At 34.4% G+C, this 17,398-nt stretch carries 17 protein-coding genes; 1 reads left to right on the forward strand and 16 read right to left on the reverse strand.

From position 1 onward, the window contains the following. Nucleotides 1-208: 208 nt before the first annotated feature. The 13 genes from ACIEHO_RS09255 to ACIEHO_RS09315 form a co-directional block, all read right to left on the reverse strand. Entirely contained in the window at nt 209-913 is a 705-nt protein-coding gene (locus ACIEHO_RS09255; protein WP_406970938.1) for a response regulator transcription factor, read from the reverse strand. Between the two features lie 3 nt (nt 914-916). After that, complete coding sequence (locus ACIEHO_RS09260) at nt 917-2,485, reverse strand: sensor histidine kinase (RefSeq protein ID WP_406970940.1); 1,569 nt, start codon at nt 2,483-2,485, stop codon at nt 917-919. A gap of 69 nt (nt 2,486-2,554) precedes the next feature. Next, complete coding sequence (coaE, locus tag ACIEHO_RS09265; RefSeq protein ID WP_406970942.1) at nt 2,555-3,136, reverse strand: dephospho-CoA kinase; 582 nt, start codon at nt 3,134-3,136, stop codon at nt 2,555-2,557. Beyond that, on the reverse strand, nt 3,136-4,095 hold the full coding sequence (locus ACIEHO_RS09270) for a CdaR family protein (RefSeq protein WP_406970944.1): 960 nt from the start codon (nt 4,093-4,095) through the stop codon (nt 3,136-3,138). The genes coaE and ACIEHO_RS09270 overlap by 1 nt, the downstream gene beginning before the upstream one ends. A 2-nt stretch (nt 4,096-4,097) precedes the next feature. After that, nucleotides 4,098-5,099, reverse strand: coding sequence for a glycosyltransferase (locus ACIEHO_RS09275; protein ID WP_406970946.1), 1,002 nt, complete (start codon nt 5,097-5,099; stop codon nt 4,098-4,100). Nucleotides 5,100-5,299: 200 nt separating this feature from the next. Next, nucleotides 5,300-6,118 carry an enoyl-ACP reductase FabI gene (locus ACIEHO_RS09280; RefSeq protein WP_406970948.1) on the reverse strand — a complete coding sequence of 273 codons (819 nt, stop codon included), beginning with the start codon at nt 6,116-6,118 and terminating at the stop codon, nt 5,300-5,302. Between the two features lie 102 nt (nt 6,119-6,220). After that, complete coding sequence (recN, locus tag ACIEHO_RS09285; RefSeq protein ID WP_406970950.1) at nt 6,221-7,873, reverse strand: DNA repair protein RecN; 1,653 nt, start codon at nt 7,871-7,873, stop codon at nt 6,221-6,223. 110 nt (nt 7,874-7,983) lie between these two features. Then, nucleotides 7,984-8,871 carry a type IX secretion system protein PorD gene (gene porD, locus ACIEHO_RS09290; RefSeq protein WP_406970952.1) on the reverse strand — a complete coding sequence of 296 codons (888 nt, stop codon included), beginning with the start codon at nt 8,869-8,871 and terminating at the stop codon, nt 7,984-7,986. Continuing rightward, the gene (gene coaBC / locus ACIEHO_RS09295; protein WP_406970954.1) at nt 8,864-10,075 is read right to left on the reverse strand and encodes a bifunctional phosphopantothenoylcysteine decarboxylase/phosphopantothenate--cysteine ligase CoaBC; all 1,212 of its coding nucleotides are present in this window, start codon (nt 10,073-10,075) and stop codon (nt 8,864-8,866) included. Before coaBC ends, porD begins: the two co-directional genes overlap by 8 nt. A 93-nt stretch (nt 10,076-10,168) precedes the next feature. After that, nucleotides 10,169-10,495: a DNA-directed RNA polymerase subunit omega gene (locus ACIEHO_RS09300; RefSeq protein WP_406970956.1), complete on the reverse strand. Its 327-nt coding sequence runs from the start codon at nt 10,493-10,495 to the stop codon at nt 10,169-10,171. Between the two features lie 12 nt (nt 10,496-10,507). Next, nucleotides 10,508-11,338, reverse strand: a complete 831-nt coding sequence (locus ACIEHO_RS09305) for an outer membrane protein assembly factor BamD (protein ID WP_406970958.1) — start codon at nt 11,336-11,338, stop codon at nt 10,508-10,510. 118 nt (nt 11,339-11,456) lie between these two features. Continuing rightward, on the reverse strand, nt 11,457-12,335 hold the full coding sequence (gene dapA / locus ACIEHO_RS09310) for a 4-hydroxy-tetrahydrodipicolinate synthase (RefSeq protein WP_406970960.1): 879 nt from the start codon (nt 12,333-12,335) through the stop codon (nt 11,457-11,459). Beyond that, nucleotides 12,335-12,859, reverse strand: coding sequence for a DUF6913 domain-containing protein (locus ACIEHO_RS09315; RefSeq protein WP_406970962.1), 525 nt, complete (start codon nt 12,857-12,859; stop codon nt 12,335-12,337). Before ACIEHO_RS09315 ends, dapA begins: the two co-directional genes overlap by 1 nt. A 486-nt stretch (nt 12,860-13,345) precedes the next feature. Between ACIEHO_RS09315 and ACIEHO_RS09320 the strand changes: the two genes are divergently transcribed. Beyond that, nucleotides 13,346-13,711, forward strand: coding sequence for a DoxX family membrane protein (locus tag ACIEHO_RS09320; RefSeq protein WP_406970964.1), 366 nt, complete (start codon nt 13,346-13,348; stop codon nt 13,709-13,711). Between the two features lie 18 nt (nt 13,712-13,729). Here the strand turns inward: ACIEHO_RS09320 and ACIEHO_RS09325 are convergent, their stop codons facing one another. The 3 genes from ACIEHO_RS09325 to prmC all read right to left on the reverse strand — a co-directional run bounded on the left by ACIEHO_RS09325 (nt 13,730) and on the right by prmC (nt 17,397). Then, nucleotides 13,730-14,464: a hypothetical protein gene (locus tag ACIEHO_RS09325; protein WP_406970966.1), complete on the reverse strand. Its 735-nt coding sequence runs from the start codon at nt 14,462-14,464 to the stop codon at nt 13,730-13,732. 82 nt (nt 14,465-14,546) lie between these two features. Next, nucleotides 14,547-16,550, reverse strand: a complete 2,004-nt coding sequence (gene ligA / locus ACIEHO_RS09330; RefSeq protein WP_406970968.1) for an NAD-dependent DNA ligase LigA — start codon at nt 16,548-16,550, stop codon at nt 14,547-14,549. After that, nucleotides 16,537-17,397, reverse strand: a complete 861-nt coding sequence (prmC, locus tag ACIEHO_RS09335) for a peptide chain release factor N(5)-glutamine methyltransferase (RefSeq protein ID WP_406970970.1) — start codon at nt 17,395-17,397, stop codon at nt 16,537-16,539. Before prmC ends, ligA begins: the two co-directional genes overlap by 14 nt. Between the last annotated feature and the right edge of the window lies 1 nt (nt 17,398).

The following is a 17,398-nucleotide window of genomic DNA, read 5'->3' on the forward strand; positions in this document are numbered from 1 at the left end:
TGATACCTCATATAATCAAGCCTTTGCTATTGATGATTTTGATAAACACTAAAGTTGACTTTGTAAAAAATTTCATCTAACTTCGTTTAACAGCTTATATAAATAATTAAAAAAGTTCATATCATTGCGTTAAACAAAAATCAAAAATTTCTTTATAAAACAAAAAATCCAGCTAAAAAAACTGGATTTTTTTTATAACTGGTTTTGTTTATTCATTTACCACCAACCTAAAGCCTTCGCCATGAATATTAAGTATTTCAACTTTTGGGTCTGGTTTTAAATATTTACGCAATTTGGCGATATACACATCCATACTTCTTGAAGTGAAATAATTATCATCCCTCCAAATTTTAGTTAAAGCCAATTCACGAGGCATTAAATCGTTTTCGTGTAATGCCAGCAAACGCAATAATTCATTTTCTTTTGGCGATAATTTTTCAGGATCACCGTCATCAAAACGCAAGAAACGTAATTTAGAATTTAAATGGAAACGTCCAATTTTAAACTCAAATTGTTTACTATCTGAGATAGTTTCTGTAGCCTTTCTTTGAATAATAGCCTTTATTTTCATCAATAGCACTTCGCTATCAAATGGTTTATTTAGATAATCGTCTGCGCCAACTTTATAGCCTTTTAGCACATCTTCTTTCATGGTTTTGGCAGTCAAAAATATAATGGGCACATCGTTATTCTTTTCCCTAATCTCCTTTGCCAATGTAAACCCATCTTTATAGGGCATCATCACATCAAGAATGCATAAATCAAAGTCGTCTTTCTTAAATTTTTCAAAGCCTTCCATGCCATTTTTGGCGTGGGTAACTTCATAATCGTTCATCATTAAATAATCTTTAAGAACAGTACCAAAATTAGGGTCGTCCTCAACTAATAGTATTCTTTTTTTATGATCTTCCATATGTTAAGATATTAACGGAAGCGAAATAATAAACGTGCTTCCTTTGTCTTTTTCACTTTCTACTGATACGTGACCTTGGTGGTCTTCTACAATTCGTTTAACGTAGGCCAAACCTAAACCATGACCTTTTACGTTATGAATATTTCCAGTGTGCTCTCTATAAAATTTTTCGAACACCCTTTTTGCAGCAGCTTTACTCATACCGCTACCGTGGTCTTTTACTTTTAATATAATATTGTTACCTACATTTTCGGTAGATACCTCAATTTTTGGTGCTTCTGGAGAATACTTTATAGCATTATCCAGGATATTGACTATAACATTGGTAAAGTGTGTTTCGTTTGCCAAAACCGAAGCTTGTTCCGCGTTGAAAAACGTTTTTATATAACCTTGTCGGTCTTCAACAATCAACTCTACATGGGTTATGGCATCTACAATTAGGTCGTGCATCTCTACCCTATCCTTACTAATATTAAGTTCGTTTTTTTCCAGTTTAGATATTCTCAATACATTTTCAACTTGGGCGTGCATGCGTTTATTCTCTTCCTTTATCATTCTCAGGTAACGCATTACTTTTTCTTTATCATCTATTACCTTCGGGTTTCTAATGGCATCTAGAGCCAAATTAATGGTGGCAATGGGCGTTTTAAACTCATGCGTCATATTATTTATAAAATCGGTTTTAATTTCCGAAATCTTACGCTGTTTTACCAACTGGGTCAAAGTACTACCGTAGGCTAAAATAATAATTGAAGTAAATACCACTGAAAGTAAAATCATTCCAATAATTGATGAAAATATAAATTTTCTATCGTCCGGAAAATTAACTAACAGCCTGTAAAGACTCCTATTGTTTTCGTCGTAAAAAATAGGCACACCAAAGGTTGAATTAACATCGTTCTCAAAGTTATCACTTTGCACTTTTGTTGCCAAATCATTACCATATATGGCAAATTCAAAATCTATATTGATGCCGTACTTTTTTAGCCTTTCGGAAAGTAGAGTCCTTACTTCATCTTCAGAAATCCGCTTGTGTACCGGTTTGGTTTTAAAAACTTCTTTAAAACTCTTCTTAAAACTTAATTTTTGGGCTTCGTCAATAGTACCGGTTTCTATTATTTTGGAAATCGGACTTTTTAAATCTTTATCTGAAGCTCCAAGATCTTTGTAAATTTCTGTACTGGAACTACCAATAATATTTTTAATATCAAGGCTATCTAAACCAATGTCAAAGAGCGAAGAAGATAGTTTATAGTTCTCTTCTAAAACATTACTTTTATAAATAAGCGTTTCTTTTGTGCTATTATTTTTTCTATAAATAAGTAACTGAGAAACGGTTTCTTCATCTGCCCTTTTTTCTTTGGGCAAACTCTGGTATTCATTAAAATAATTTTCAAACTCGTTTTCTTCTATGGTGTTAGACACATTGTTTAAAACCGTTAACACATTAGATTTGAAACGTTCCTTTTCATTCTTTACCGAGTCGTTAATATAATAAGCTTGAATGGCAATAATACCAACCAGCGACAAACTCATTAATATTATTAACAGGACGAATAACTTCTTGCTCATTATTCAAAATTAACATTTTAACAATTAAAAACTTACCATTTAACCTTACATTAACAAAAATGTTAAATTTCAGATTTTTTTGAGTAATTGATGGTGTATCTGCAAAACTTGTGCCTGAGTATCTTCTAGTTTTACATTATTGATAACGTAATTGGAAAGTTTGGTCTTTTCGTCGTCAGTCCATTGATTTTTTATAATGGCCTCGATTTTTTTCTTGGTAGTATCATCACGGTGCAACAAACGTTTAATCCTAACCGCTTTCGGTGCCACAACGGTAATTACGTAATCACAAGCTTTATTCCCACCGTTTTCAAATAATATAGCTACTTCTTTGATGACGTATGGTGCATTTTGTTTAAAAATCCATTTATTGAAATGTTTTGCCACCCTTGGATGTACGATGGCATTCATTTTTTCCAAAAAAGATTTATCGTTAAAAATAATATTAGCTATGAATGGTCTGTTAAGTTCTCCATCTGTATAAGCATCTTTACCAAATAGATGAGTAAGCTCGCGCTTAATAACGGGTGAATCGTTCATGAGTCTTTTAGCCTCCTCGTCTGCAATGTAAACCGGAATACCCAATTTCTCGAATTCTTTAGCAACGGTAGTTTTTCCGCTGCCTATTCCACCTGTAAGTCCTACAATCATTATTTTGTTATTATAAACTCTACGTGTTGTTGGTTCACTTTTGCATTTTTGACCTTTTCAGGATATTTCACCAATTCTGGTATTAAAAAAGATTGATTTTCTGTGGCTTTCTCATAATTACAAACTACCTTAAAATCCTTCGCTATAACCGAATCGAAGTTGCTCAAGCTAACGTAATATGAAACACCAACCGTTTTCGGAAAATATTTTATATTTATGCCTACTGGCACATTAACCATAGTAACCGGAATTTTTAAGGTGCCTTCGGTAAATTTATCAACCTGCGCCTTAAGAATAACCTTTGTTTTTGAAAACTTTAAATCTCCTTTATTCTCAGGTAATTTAAGTGAAACTGTAGCATTTAAATCCGAACGCACATCGACCAAATTTAACTGCTCGGTTTCTAAAAAGTCAATTTTCGATACCAGAATATTGGGACCAACAACAGTAACCGAATCGGGTTCTGAAACCACTTGACCTGCTAAGTCATAACCCAAACTAAATTTAATATTGGTATTCGTTTTAACCGGGACTTTTTTTATCAAATTAACACCATACCTAAATCGAAGCGTATCTGGCGATAAATTTAACAACTCCACTTGTTTATCAAATTGTGTATTATTTAAAAATGCTGTGCTTTTGCTCCATTCGAAAACATCATTTTTTCTATAAACATCTTCACTGAAATCTATTTTTACTTTAGGACGATAAAAGGCATATTTAAGCCATTTAAAACCGTGGGTTTTTAACGTAATATCAAGTTTTATCGAATCGTTTAAAATGATATATTTCTGCGGAACGTTATTTTTTTCTATACCAAAGGATACTGTATGGGTATACTCTTTTGAAAGCTTGGTGAACATCAAAATAATGAAGGCCGACAATAAAAAAAGCACAAAAACATTAATGCGTTTACTTTTTATTGAAGATAATATGCCAGTCCTAATTTTTTTAATCATTGCTATTTGAAAAATAATTTAGGGAAGTATGCCTCTGGTTCTTTATTTAAAACCGACACAGCCCAAGTGGATTTTAAAAACCCGTAACCATACCCCCAAAATTGCACCAAAATGGCAGGTAATGACAACAGCGCTACCACTAAATTTCTTGTACCTAATATGGACAAAATAAATGCCAACACAAAATACAATACATAAACTTTAAACAGCCAATTTATTTGAAACAACAAAAGCACCAACGAAAACAACAAACCCAAGATAAAAAACGAGGGAAACCAATAGGTGATTTTTTTTGTTGAGGGGTGCCATGTATTCAAAATAGGCCGCACTAGTCCGAATTTATGCACCTGGTTGTAAAAGGTGTTCCAAGAAATTCGGCGCTTATGAAACACATAAGCCTCAGGAATAAGTTTGGTTTTAAACCCTAAGTTCCAAAGGCGGATGGACAAATCGGGGTCTTCGCCAGGGTGGATGCGGCCAAAACCTTTTGAAGCTTCGAAAGCTTTTTTTGAAAGCCCCATATTAAAACTCCTAGGTTGGAATTTACCTATACTGTTCTTACTTCCTCGAATACCACCAGTTGTGATAAACGACGTCATAGAAAAGTTAATGGCCTTTTGCAAATTAGAAAACGACTCGTGTGCTGCATCTGGACCACCAAAGCAATCAACATAATTTTCTTTTAAGCTTTTTTTTACTTTGTTTAAGTATTGTTTTGGTAAGATGCAATCAGAATCCAAAATGATAAAATAATTGCCCTTGGCTTGTTTCATTCCAAAATTTCTGGAATCACCCGGACCTGAATTTTCTTTAAAAAAATAGGAAATATTCAACTTTTTGGAATAATCCCCAACCACATCTTTTGAAGACTTATCCGAACCATCTTCAACAATAACAATTTCAAAATCTCTATCACCTTCCAACGTATCAAAACTTTGCAAAAGTTCTTTGATTTCATCAGGTCGATTATACACTGGGATTATGAAAGAAAATTGTAAATGCATGTCACAAATGTAATTAATACTCTAACAACTTAAACCTAAAATGCCTATAAAAATAATCTCTGTTATTCGATGTCTCCTTACGTCGACATGACTCAGGTTTACCTAAAATCCCCTGTTATTTCTAACATTGTGATAAATCGCATTAACCAAAAAAAAAGCCATCTTTAAAAGATGGCTTTCACTTTATATTTCAAATAGGTTTATTCGTCTTCTCCCACAAAAGTACTCATTACCGCATCGCTAACGCCCATATTGCTAAAACCACCGTCGTTATATAGGTTTTGCAAAGTTACGCGTTTGGTTAAATCACTAAATAGGCTAACTGTATAATTGGCACAATCCATGGCTGTGGCATTACCAAGTGGCGACATTTTATCGGCATAGGCAATAAAACCATCAAACCCTTTTACACCACTACCAGCTGTGGTTGGCGTTGGAGATTGTGAAATAGTATTTACACGTACTTTTTTATCTCTTCCAAAGAAATACCCAAAGCTACGCGCTATACTTTCTAAATAGGCTTTATTATCGGCCATATCGTTATAATCTGGAAACACACGTTGTGCTGCCATATAAGTTAAAGCAACGATACTTCCCCATTCGTTCATTGCATCTTTTTTATATAAAGTCTGCATCAACTTATGGAAAGACATCGCCGAAACATCGGTACCTTTTTGTGTCCAATCATAATTTTGGTCGGTGTAGTGCTTACCTTTTCTAACGTTAATAGACATCCCGATAGAGTGTAAAACAAAATCAATTTTGCCACCTAAAATCTCAGTCGACTTTTCAATTAAATTTTCTAAATCTTCTAAGGAAGTAGCATCGGCTGGAATAATCTCTGAACCTGTTTTCTCTGCCAATTCGTTAATTTGCCCCATTCGCATCGCAACAGGCGCATTAGTCAAAACAAATTTTCCGCCTTCTTCATGCACGCGCTCTGCCGTTTTCCACGCAATGGAATTAGAATCTAACGCCCCAAAAATAATTCCTCTTTTTCCTTTTAGTAAATTATACATATGTAATGTTTTATATGTTGATTAGTTATTCGAATTTATAAAGTAAATATACTATTAAATTTATGATTTTAACAATTAGGTTTGTCTGTGCATTCTTGCACTTCAATTAAGCAATTCTTTCGCATGTGCAATTGCGGAAGACGTCATATTCTTGCCTCCTAGCATTTGAGCAATTTCAACAATACGCTCGTCGTGATTCAATTTGATTAAATTGGTTTGTGTCACTTCGTTTACATCTTCTTTAAAGACTTTAAAATGTGAATGCCCTTTTGCTGCAATTTGAGGTAAGTGCGTAATGGAAAATACTTGCATGGTTTTACTCATTTCCAACATAATATCGCCCATTTTATTTGAAATCTCGCCAGAAACACCGGTATCAATCTCGTCGAACATAATGGTTGGCAATTGAATGTATTTGGCCAAAACCGATTTTATAGCCAACATAATTCGTGATAATTCCCCGCCCGATGCCGCTTTCTTTAACTCGTTAAAACTGCCGCCTTTGTTTGCCGAAAATAAAAATGACAATGTATCTTTTCCGTTGGCCAAAAATGAATCGGCCAAAACAGCCTCTATTTTAAATTGTGCATTGGGCATGCCTAAACTTGCCAAAATGGATTCCAATTGTGATTTTAACTTTGGAATAACCTCAGTACGTTTAGAATGGAGTTCTTCTGAAATAGCATTTAACTCGCTTGCTTTTGATGCTATCTGCTCTTCCTTTTTTTGAATATTACCATCTAAATTTTCGGTGACCGACACTTTTTCCTCTAACTCCTCCTTTATTTTTACTAACTCTGAAACATTCTCGGCCGAATGCTTTTGCATCAAGTTATGCAACGTTTTCAACTTATAATCAACTGCTTCCAATCGCTGTGGGTCGGCGTCAAGTTCTTCTTGCAAATTGTTAACTTCATCAAAAAGGTCATCTATTTCAATTAGACTACTATTGGCTCGATTGTGCAATTCTTCATACTTTGACGAAAACCCTGATAATTTCTGAAAGGCATTTTTTAAAGTTGTTAAGGACGATAAAATCCCAATTTCATCTTCACTAAGCAACTGATAAGCTTCGCCCAACTTTTCCTTTATACCCTCAATATTGTTTAATGTTTCGTACTCTTCTTCAAGCTGTCCCAATTCCCCCTCTACCAAATTAGCCTCAACCAATTCGTTCAACAAAAACGTATTGTAATCGTGTTCTTTAATGGCTTCTGACTTGAGCGTTAGAAGGTGGTCGAGTTCTTTTTGAAAAGATTTATAATTTTTAAACGCTTCTCTATACTTTGATAATTTAGTGTCATTTTTTGCCAAAGCATCAATAACCTGAAATTGAAATTCGTTGCTGGTAAGCTCTAAAGTTTGGTGTTGAGAATGGATATCGATGAGGCGTTCTCCCAAGAGTTGCAAACCGCTTAAATTTACAGGCGAATCGTTTACGAACGCTCTCGACTTTCCTGAAGGTAAAATTTCACGACGAATGATAGTCTGCTCTTCAAAATCAAAATCCTGATCTTTAAAAAATGCTTTTAAATTATAGTTTGAAATATTGAAAACCGCTTCGATAATGCATTTTTCTGAGCCATCTTTTAGACTGCTCAAATCGGCACGTTTCCCAAGAATTAAGGACAACCCACCCAATAAAATGGATTTTCCTGCACCTGTTTCACCCGTAATTATTGAAAAACCATCGTTAAAATCGATTTGTAAATTATCGATTAAGGCGTAGTTCTTTATAGAAAGTGTGGTTAGCATGTTTTAGTTTGCAGTATTCGGTATTCAGTTCTCAGAGTTCAGATTTTGGTGATTGACTTCCAGTTTTCAGCTTCATACTTAAAACTTCTCCATTCGAGCTTCAACCTAAATCAAAACTTAATATTTTGCCATTTACTATTGTGCATAGGCGCCACTTTTTGAAGTGTTTCCTTAACCTTAGCAATATTCACGTTAGGACCATCCGTAAAAATTTGTTCTATTTCATCAGCTTTAGCATCGAAAAACGTACGTAATAAAAAAGAATTTGGTCGGCGGCTGTTCATAGCTTTAAAACTTTCGATAGCCGAGGCTATTTGGTCTTTTCCGTCTTTCACATTATCGCTCATAGCGTCCAAACCATTTCTATGGTAGTTGTACATTACATCACGATATTCTTTAAAAGTAGGCGACAATACATTATCAATTAGTGCAAAACGGCTTTGCAAACCGTCTTCTAACTTCCATCCTTTAAAATTACCTTGCTGCGAATAATTAGTGATTATTTGCGCTTGTTTGTAATATTCATCACCGCCTTTTTGTTCAAACGTATCAGCATCTAAAGCCAGAATCATATAAACATGAAAGGCTAAAACCGACACTAAATTCGATTCGAACTGCGACGGATTGTAAATTAAGTTCTGATATTCTAAATATTGGAAGTTAAAATCTTTATCATTGAAATTATAAACTGGTGTACTAAAAGACGAGCCATATACCGGACGAGAGGATTGCACCTGAAGTGTCCCTTGAAAGGTTTCACCACTGTAATTGCTGATATTAATTACCATACTGCAATTAATTCGCTCTTGTGGCTTAAAGGTTTTATTGGTCCATTTTCTGTTATTTATAAATTCTGTGAGTTCCTTTTGCAAAGTCTTGAAAATGGGAAAGTTTTCGTTACCCGTTTGCTCGGCGTTAACCACCAAATTACAATTTAGCTCTTGTGAAAACCCGGTAAAGGAGAAGCAAATGATTATGACGAATAGTATGTTACGCATTAATTTCAGATATAATTTTATTCATTAAATCGGTAGCTACTTCGGCTTTCGATTTTAATTTAAACTCAGTGATTTGGTTTTTGTTATCTATAAACGTGACCTTGTTGGTGTCACTTTTAAAACCAGCACCTTTATCGTTAAGCGAATTTAACACAATTAAGTCTAAATTTTTCTTTTTTAGCTTTCCTTTTGCATTTTCAAGCTCATTGTTAGTTTCTAAAGCAAAACCTACTAAATATTGCTGCTTTTTAATTTCTCCTAAAGAAGCTAAAATATCTTTTGTTTTTGTTAGCACTAAAGTTAACGTATCAGTTTTCTTTTTTATTTTCTGACTGGCGACTTCTTTTGGTGAAAAATCGGCCACGGCTGCAGAAAGCACAGCTATGTCAACGGTTTCAAAACGCTCATGAACAACGCCATACATGTCTTGGGCGCTGATAACAGGCACTACTTCTATTAAACTGTGTGACACGTTTTGATGCGTTGGCCCTGAAATCAAAACTACTTTTGCTCCCAGATTGGCAGCCGCTTTGGCTATTTCAAATCCCATTTTACCGCTAGAATGGTTTCCAATGAATCGAACAGGGTCTATGGCTTCGTAAGTCGGCCCAGCAGTAATCAATACTTTTTTATTGCGAAGAGGCAATTTATCTAAAATATTCTGCTCAATAAAACTTACAATTTCCTCTGGTTCTGCCATTCGCCCCTCACCCACTAGCCCACTAGCCAATTCACCGCTAGCCGCAGGTATCATAACATTATTGTAGCTATTCAATATTTTGAAGGAACGTAAAGTACTTTCGTGCTTGTACATATCCAAATCCATGGCTGGAGCAAAATACACCGGGCATTTAGCCGATAAATAGGTTGCCAATAACAAATTGTCACAGACCCCATTGGCCATTTTTGAAAGTGTATTTGCCGTTGCCGGAGCAATGACAAACAAATCGGCCCACAGCCCTAAATCAACGTGGTTGTTCCAAACGGCATTGTCATCTTCTTCGTTTGTAAAAGAAGAATATACCGGATGTTTTGAAAGTGTAGATAAGGTTAAGGGCGTTATAAAATCTTTGGCAGCAGGCGTCATCACGACCTTTACATGGGCTCCAGATTTAACAAACAGCCTAACCAACGAAGCGGTTTTATAAGCGGCAATACCTCCTGTAATGCCCATCAATATGTTTTTTCCGCTTAAAATGCTCATAAAAAAGCTTAATATTATTAACCAAACAAACTCCAAAACCATCTATTAAAACGGTTTTGGAGTTTATTAAATGGTGTTTAAATTTAGAAATAATTATTCGGAATCTTCCTCTGTATTTCTAAAATAAATTTTATCAGTAAGCCATTCTTGAACAGCTAAAGCATGAGGTTTCGGTAATTTTTCGTAAAATTTAGATACCTCTATTTGCTCTTTGTTTTCAAATACTTCCTCTAGGCTATCGTTGTACGTAGCAAATTCTTCCAACTTATCAATCAGTTCTTTTTTGATTTCTGTATTGATTTGTTCTGCACGTCTTGAAATGATAGAAATAGACTCGTAGATGTTCTCTGTTGGCTCATCTATTTGATTTCTGTCATACGTAACCGTATTAACCGGAGCATTGATTTTTTTTAAATCCATTTGTTGTTATATTTAACTTTTTGCACTGTAATTTTTTAATTCTTCGGCAATATCTGCCTGCATTTCACTAACTTCCTCTATATATTCAGAATTGCCATATGACGCTTTGAAGGCTTCAGAAAAATCTTGAGCTTCTTCAAGTCTATTTCGTTTCAAAGGTACTAAACCTTCCTGTACTGTGTTTTTGAACTCTACACTGTTCATAGCCAATTTATAGGCAGAATCTAATCGGTAAAACAGAGCCTCTTCGCGCAATCTAGAACCAGGGAATTCAAAAATAAAATTATTGAAGGATCTCACTGAAGCTGGATAATCTGAAATTTGATTAAATTGCTTAGCAATTTCAAAAGCCTTTTTTTCCAATTTAAAATCTAATTCCTGTACCAGTTTATTAGCTTCTTCCAAATATTGGGATTCCGGAAATAAATTTATAAACTCCTGAAGCTTTTCAATGGCTTCCTTAGTTTCGGTTTGGTCTTTTGAGTAAACCGGAGAGAGCATGTAGTAACTTTTAGCACTAAAAAATGATGCTTCTTCTAATTTTTCACTTTCAGGATAACTAGACGCGAAACGCTCAAACTGATAGCCTGCCACATAGTAATCCTTCATTTGATAATATGAATTGGAATACAGATACATGAGCTTTTCAGCTTGTGGTTTCCCTCTATAATTAGGGACGATTTGAGCAAAAAGCCTATTGGCTTTTGAATAATCTCCATTATTATAGAGCTCCTGACCCATTTTAAACTTTGTCGCTATATCTTCTGCCTTCAAGGCCTTCTGATATTCGCTACAACTCGTTAATAAAGTGATAAATACTACTATGTAAAAAAACTTATTCATTTATTTTTATTACAGCTCGCAAAATTAAGCTATTATTATGGATTTTAAAAATATTATTTTGTCGCTAAAATAATGGCTTAAGGACAGTAATCATTAGGTTTAAGTAATATTTAACACACTAAAAGCCTTTTACAAAACTGGCTATTTTGGTTTTTAAACCAACAGATGCAGGCACCAAGGGCAACCTTACCGAATCTCTGCACAAACCTAAAGCTTCAAAAACACCTTTAATGCCGGCAGGATTATTTTCTTCAAAAATATAACCAATAACATCAATTAATTTAAAATGGAGTTTAAAAGCAGCTTTAGCATCGCCTTTTAACCCTAAACGAATCATTTCCGAAAATTCCTTTGGAAAGCCTTGACCAATTACAGAAATAACTCCCGCTCCACCTGCCAAAACTACTCCCAAGGCTAAATCATCATCACCAGAAATAATCAAGAAATCTTCAGGCTTATTTTTTATGAGTTCATAATATTGAGAGATGCTGTTCCCAGCCTCTTTCACTGCTACGATATTTTTAAAATCGTTGGCCAACCTTATTGTTGTTTCTGGCTCGATGTTCTTTGAAGTCCTACCGGGTACATTATACAGAATAATGTCAATTGGCGAAGCTTCGGAAATGGCCTTAAAATGCTGGTAAATACCTTCTTGTGTTGGCTTGCTATAATAAGGAGTAACCGATAAAATAGCATCAACATTGATAAAATCAGTCAATTTTATTTCATCAATAACGTTGGCCGTATTGTTACCGCCAATTCCCAAAACAATTGGCACACGACCATTATTTACTTTAGAAACCGTTGCCAAAACCTCTTTCTTTTCTTCTTTAGTAAGGGTTGCCGTTTCTCCTGTAGTACCACATACCACAAGATACTCAACGCCATTGTCAATATTATAATTTACAATATTGCCCAAGGCTTGATGGTCTACACTTAAATCTTCGTTAAAAGGTGTAACCAATGCAACTCCTGTTCCTAAAAACTTTCTACTCATTATTCTTTTATTTTTTTTAATATATTTAGGTACTTAAAAATTTCTTCTTTAAAAAGATTAAATTCTTTTAAATTCGTTTTTATAATTAAATCATTCAGCCGTTCATCCGATTGTAAAATGCCGATTTTAAATTTTGCTTTTGAAAGTGCCGTCATCATCTTCAGTTCCAATTCATCTTTTTCGTAATAACTAACAAGTGCATCAAACTCGGTATTTAAAAACTCCTGCAATTCTACATTTTTAATAACACCCTTCCAACCAAAATCTTTGGGATTATAACATTGGTCCCAAGAATTTAAATTTTCTTTTTTGTCTTGAGAATATGCAACAATCCTTAGTCGGTTTGGCCTTACCTTAATATAATCTGCCAATTTTCTGAACCGGTCAAAGTCAGTAATTTCATCAATATTTAAGATAACGCCTAAACTTACAACCTTGTTGTTGGTTACATTTGCTTTCCTTTCAGACAACAATTTGTTCAAGTACTTTTTATTAGATTTTTCCTTAAAACCCTTTAAAATCATTTATCTTTATCATTTCCGCAAAGGTAGCAAAAGTACATTCAAATTATTTATTTATTCATGAGGTTTACACATTTAGCCATTTTGTTAAATATTTTTGTTTTTTTTAGCTGCAGACAATAAAAAACAAACCATTGTAAAACTTAAAATATTAAGCTTTAGGAAATAGAAAAAAGTAAATATGGGTATACAAACAATCAAAACCAAGCTTAAATAAACAGGTTTACTAAAATGTTAAGCACAGAACACTGTGATTAACATTAATAGTGATAGTCCGAAAAGAACCAAACCAGAATTTATCAGGCACCATTTTTTCATAACATGTACACAAGCAAGTTGTGATAAATATACTATGTTACTTTTATTTTACCGATAAAAAGGTTTTTTCATCGAAAAAACTCTAAAATTAAGGTCTTTTATCGAAAAAACACTGGTCTCCCATAAGTTATCTCTCAAAAATGCGTCTAAAAATATAATTAACCAGGTATTATGAAAAAATATCTTTCACTGAGCTTAAGAATTATTGTAGCCTTAATACTCATACAAACCCTACGGTTTAAATTTCTTGCCCATCCGGACAGCGTTTACATTTTTGAAAAAGTAGGCCTTGAGCCTTTCGGCAGAATTGGTATAGGCGTTCTAGAACTCATCGCTGGCATTCTATTACTTTTCCCAAAAACTGTTTGGATGGGTGCTAGCCTAACAATTGGGGTTATTGGAGGTGCGATAATCTTACACTTAACAAAACTAGGGATAGAAATTAAAGGTGATGGTGGCCTGTTATTTGTTGTGGCGATAACTACTTTTTTACTGTCTGTGTTTATTCTATATCTACACAGAAAAGATATGCCTTAAAAGAATAAATAAACCTCATTAATCGACAAATTTAAATTGCTGTTGGGTAGCAATATTCGTCAATTTCGATTGCTGATAATAGAAGTAAAAGGCAAGTAAAGCAAATGTTGTTGACAAAAAATTCAATACACTCATCTCTGTGATATAAATATGTGCGACATCCATGACTTCGGAAAACACAATAAACAATGAGCCTATAAATAAATATAAAGCCTTTTTGTTGTCTTTATAGAAATAGTTCAATAATGATAATGGCAGCAGTAAAATGGTAACAATATTATAAATCAACTCAAAATAGTAGTCGCTTTCCACAATTAAATCACGACTGATGACCTCTTGTAAAACATAAATAAAGTAAACACTAAGTGCCGTTAACGCCAAAATATAAATCTTGAAATTTTTAATAACATGACCAAAGCTAAGTGATTTGCTAATTAATATAACTAAAAATAAATAGGAAAGTATATATAATAAGTTACCAAAATAATATTGAAAATCGTATAACTTTTGGGTACCTTCATATGGCATATTATCAATGGCTAGACCCATTAATTCGGACAACGTATAAGATATCAAGAATAATAAAAACAGTCTGCTCTTTCTTTTTGCGAATAGCACATATATTAATGTGATTAAGGGTACAATTAGCGAATGCAAAAAATATGCAACAGTCTCATAGCCACTAAATTCAAAAATGACGGATAAAACATAACATAATAAAACAAAACCAACTAAAATATTTGACTTGTTCATAAGAGATTATTTAGCTTACAAGTCAAATATAAATAAATAAATTGATTTTAAACGAATAAAAATGCTTTTAATCGATAAAAAATCAATTTTTATCTATTTTTTGTAAGAATTGATACTCATCAATAATAATTATGTCGAGAGATTCCGCCTTTTGTTTTTTACTGGGTCCCATTTTATCCCCGGCAACGATATAGCTCGTTTTTGAAGATATCGAACTACTTACCTTGCCACCGTTATCCTCAATCAGCTTTTTAAGTTCATTTCTGGAAATACTTTCAAAAACTCCTGAAACTACTATAGACTGCCCTTCCAAAATATTTGTTTTACCTTCAAGTTCTTCGGCAGACATTTCCAATTGAACTCCAAATTCCTTCAATCGATTTAGGATTCTTAAGTTTTCCTCTGAAGAAAAAAAGGCATGCACACTTTCGGCTATTTTTGTTCCAATTTCATCCACGTTAATCAAATCGTCATTTGATGCAGCCGATATGGCATCAATACTCTTGTAGTGTTTCGCTAATTTTTTAGCAACTGTTTCCCCAACATAACGGATTCCCAAAGCATATAATACCCGTTCGAATAGTATATTTTTAGATTGGTCTATACCATTTATCATGTTATCGGCACTCTTCTCTGCCATTCGCTCCAGAGGAATAATTTGCTCTCTGGTCAATTCATATAAATCAGAATAGTTACTTATCAGCCCTTCATTCACCAAAAGTCCAACGGTTTCTCCCCCTAATCCTTCAATATCCATGGCTTTTCTCGAAATATAATGTTGAATTCGACCAATTATTTGCGGCTTACAGCCATTATAATTTGGGCAATAATGTTGTGCCTCACCTTCTTGCCTAATAAGTTCTGTGCCGCACTCTGGACAGCTAGTAATGTATTCGGTAGGCTGGGAATCTGATAAGCGCTTTAGCAAATCAACCCCAAGAATTTTAGGGATAATTTCACCGCCTTTTTCAACAAAAACGGTATCACCTACTCTTACATCTAATTTTTCAATTTGATCGGCATTATGTAAAGACGCTCTTTTTACCGTTGTTCCAGCCAACTCAACAGGTTCTAGGTTGGCTACAGGTGTGATTGCTCCCGTACGCCCTACTTGATAACTTATACTGTTAAGCCGTGTTGAAACCTGCTCTGATTTAAACTTGTAAGCCATAGCCCAACGCGGTGCTTTGGCAGTATACCCCAATTCTTCCTGCTGCTGTAAATTGTTAACTTTAACAACAACACCATCGGTTTCATACGGTAAATTATGACGTTCGGTATCCCATTGTTCAATAAACTCTAAAACCTCATCAATGGAATTGCACAGTTTTGCAGCACTGGGCACTTTAAAACCCCATTGTCGAGCTATTTCCAATCCTTCAAACTGTGTATTTATTCCTAAATGATTGCCTGTTAAGTTATAAAGCAAACATTCCAACGGACGTTTAGCCACTTCAGCACTGTCTTGTAATTTCAAACTACCAGATGCCGTATTTCTTGGGTTTCGATAAGGCTCTTCTCCTATTTCAATGCGCTCTTCATTCATTTTATTGAACCCATCAAACGGCAGTACAATTTCCCCTCGAATATCAAATTTTTCAGGATAATCGCCCTTCAATTGTAGTGGTACCGATTTTATGGTTTTGACATTAGCGGTGACATTATCTCCCTGAAAACCATCTCCACGCGTTACCGCCTTATTCAAAATGCCGTTTATATAAGTTAGGCTGATGGAAGCGCCGTCGTATTTTAATTCGCAAGTATATTGAATATCGCCATCCACCAATTTTTTAATACGCTTTTCCCAATCTTGTAAATCTTCCTTTGAATACGAATTGTCCAAGGAATACATTCGGTTTTCGTGGGCTATAGTCTCAAAATTTTTGGTAACAGCACCTCCAACACGTTGTGTGGGTGAATTGGCATCGAAAAACTCGGGATGCTTTTCTTCTAAATCTTGAAGTTCATTTAACTTAAGGTCAAAATCATAATCTGAAATAGTGGCATTATCCAGTACGTAATAATTGTAATTGTGCTCACGTAACTCATTTCGCAAATTTTGTATGCGCTTTTCAATATTGTTCATGGGCTTTTTCAGCTTTAATCATCCTATCTTTTTTAAAGATATCTTGTTTTAATTCTATGTTTTTGAAACTTTTATGTGTTAACAAATCAATCATAGCTTTTCCTAAGTATTCGTTGATTTCAAAAAACAACAATCCGTTTTTCTTTAGGTTTATGTTGGCAAAATCGGTTATAGCCTTGTAAAACAGTAAGGGGTCTTCGTCTTTCACAAAAAGTGCTAAATGTGGTTCGTTATCTACAACATTAGGTTTCATGTGCTGCTTTTCCTTTTCGCGCACATAAGGCGGATTAGAGACTATAATATCGAAATTTTTGTTATTGATGGTATTGCCCAATGCCAAAATATTGGCTTCGTAAAACGATACATCCACCCTATTTGTTTTCGCATTTTCGCGGGCTACTTTTAAGGCTTTAGTACTAATATCCAATGCATGAATATTTGATTTTGGCAAATGCTTAGCCAAAGCTATTGCTATACAACCGCTTCCTGTCCCCATATCCAAAATATTCATCTCCGAATTAACATCCACTTTTTTTAACACCCACTCCACCAACTCTTCAGTTTCAGGTCTAGGAATGAGAACACCTTCATTTACTTGGAAAGGCATACCGTAAAATTCCGTTTCGCCAAGAATATATTGGATGGGCTTTTCTTGCTTTAACTCGTTTAGTGCGTTAAATATTTTACGATCATCTTCAAAAGCCAAATTGGGATTTGTAGCAAGCTGAATACGTTTTACCCCATAATATGTTTCTGCCAACATACCAAAGAAACTATCTACCTCTTCAATAGGATAAAGAGAATCTAGCTCTTCGTGAAACTTATTTTGAATGGCTTTTAACTTCATT

Origin of the sequence: Flavisericum labens (assembly GCF_045446075.1) — a bacterium.
GTDB classification, from domain to species: domain Bacteria; phylum Bacteroidota; class Bacteroidia; order Flavobacteriales; family Flavobacteriaceae; genus Flavisericum; species Flavisericum labens.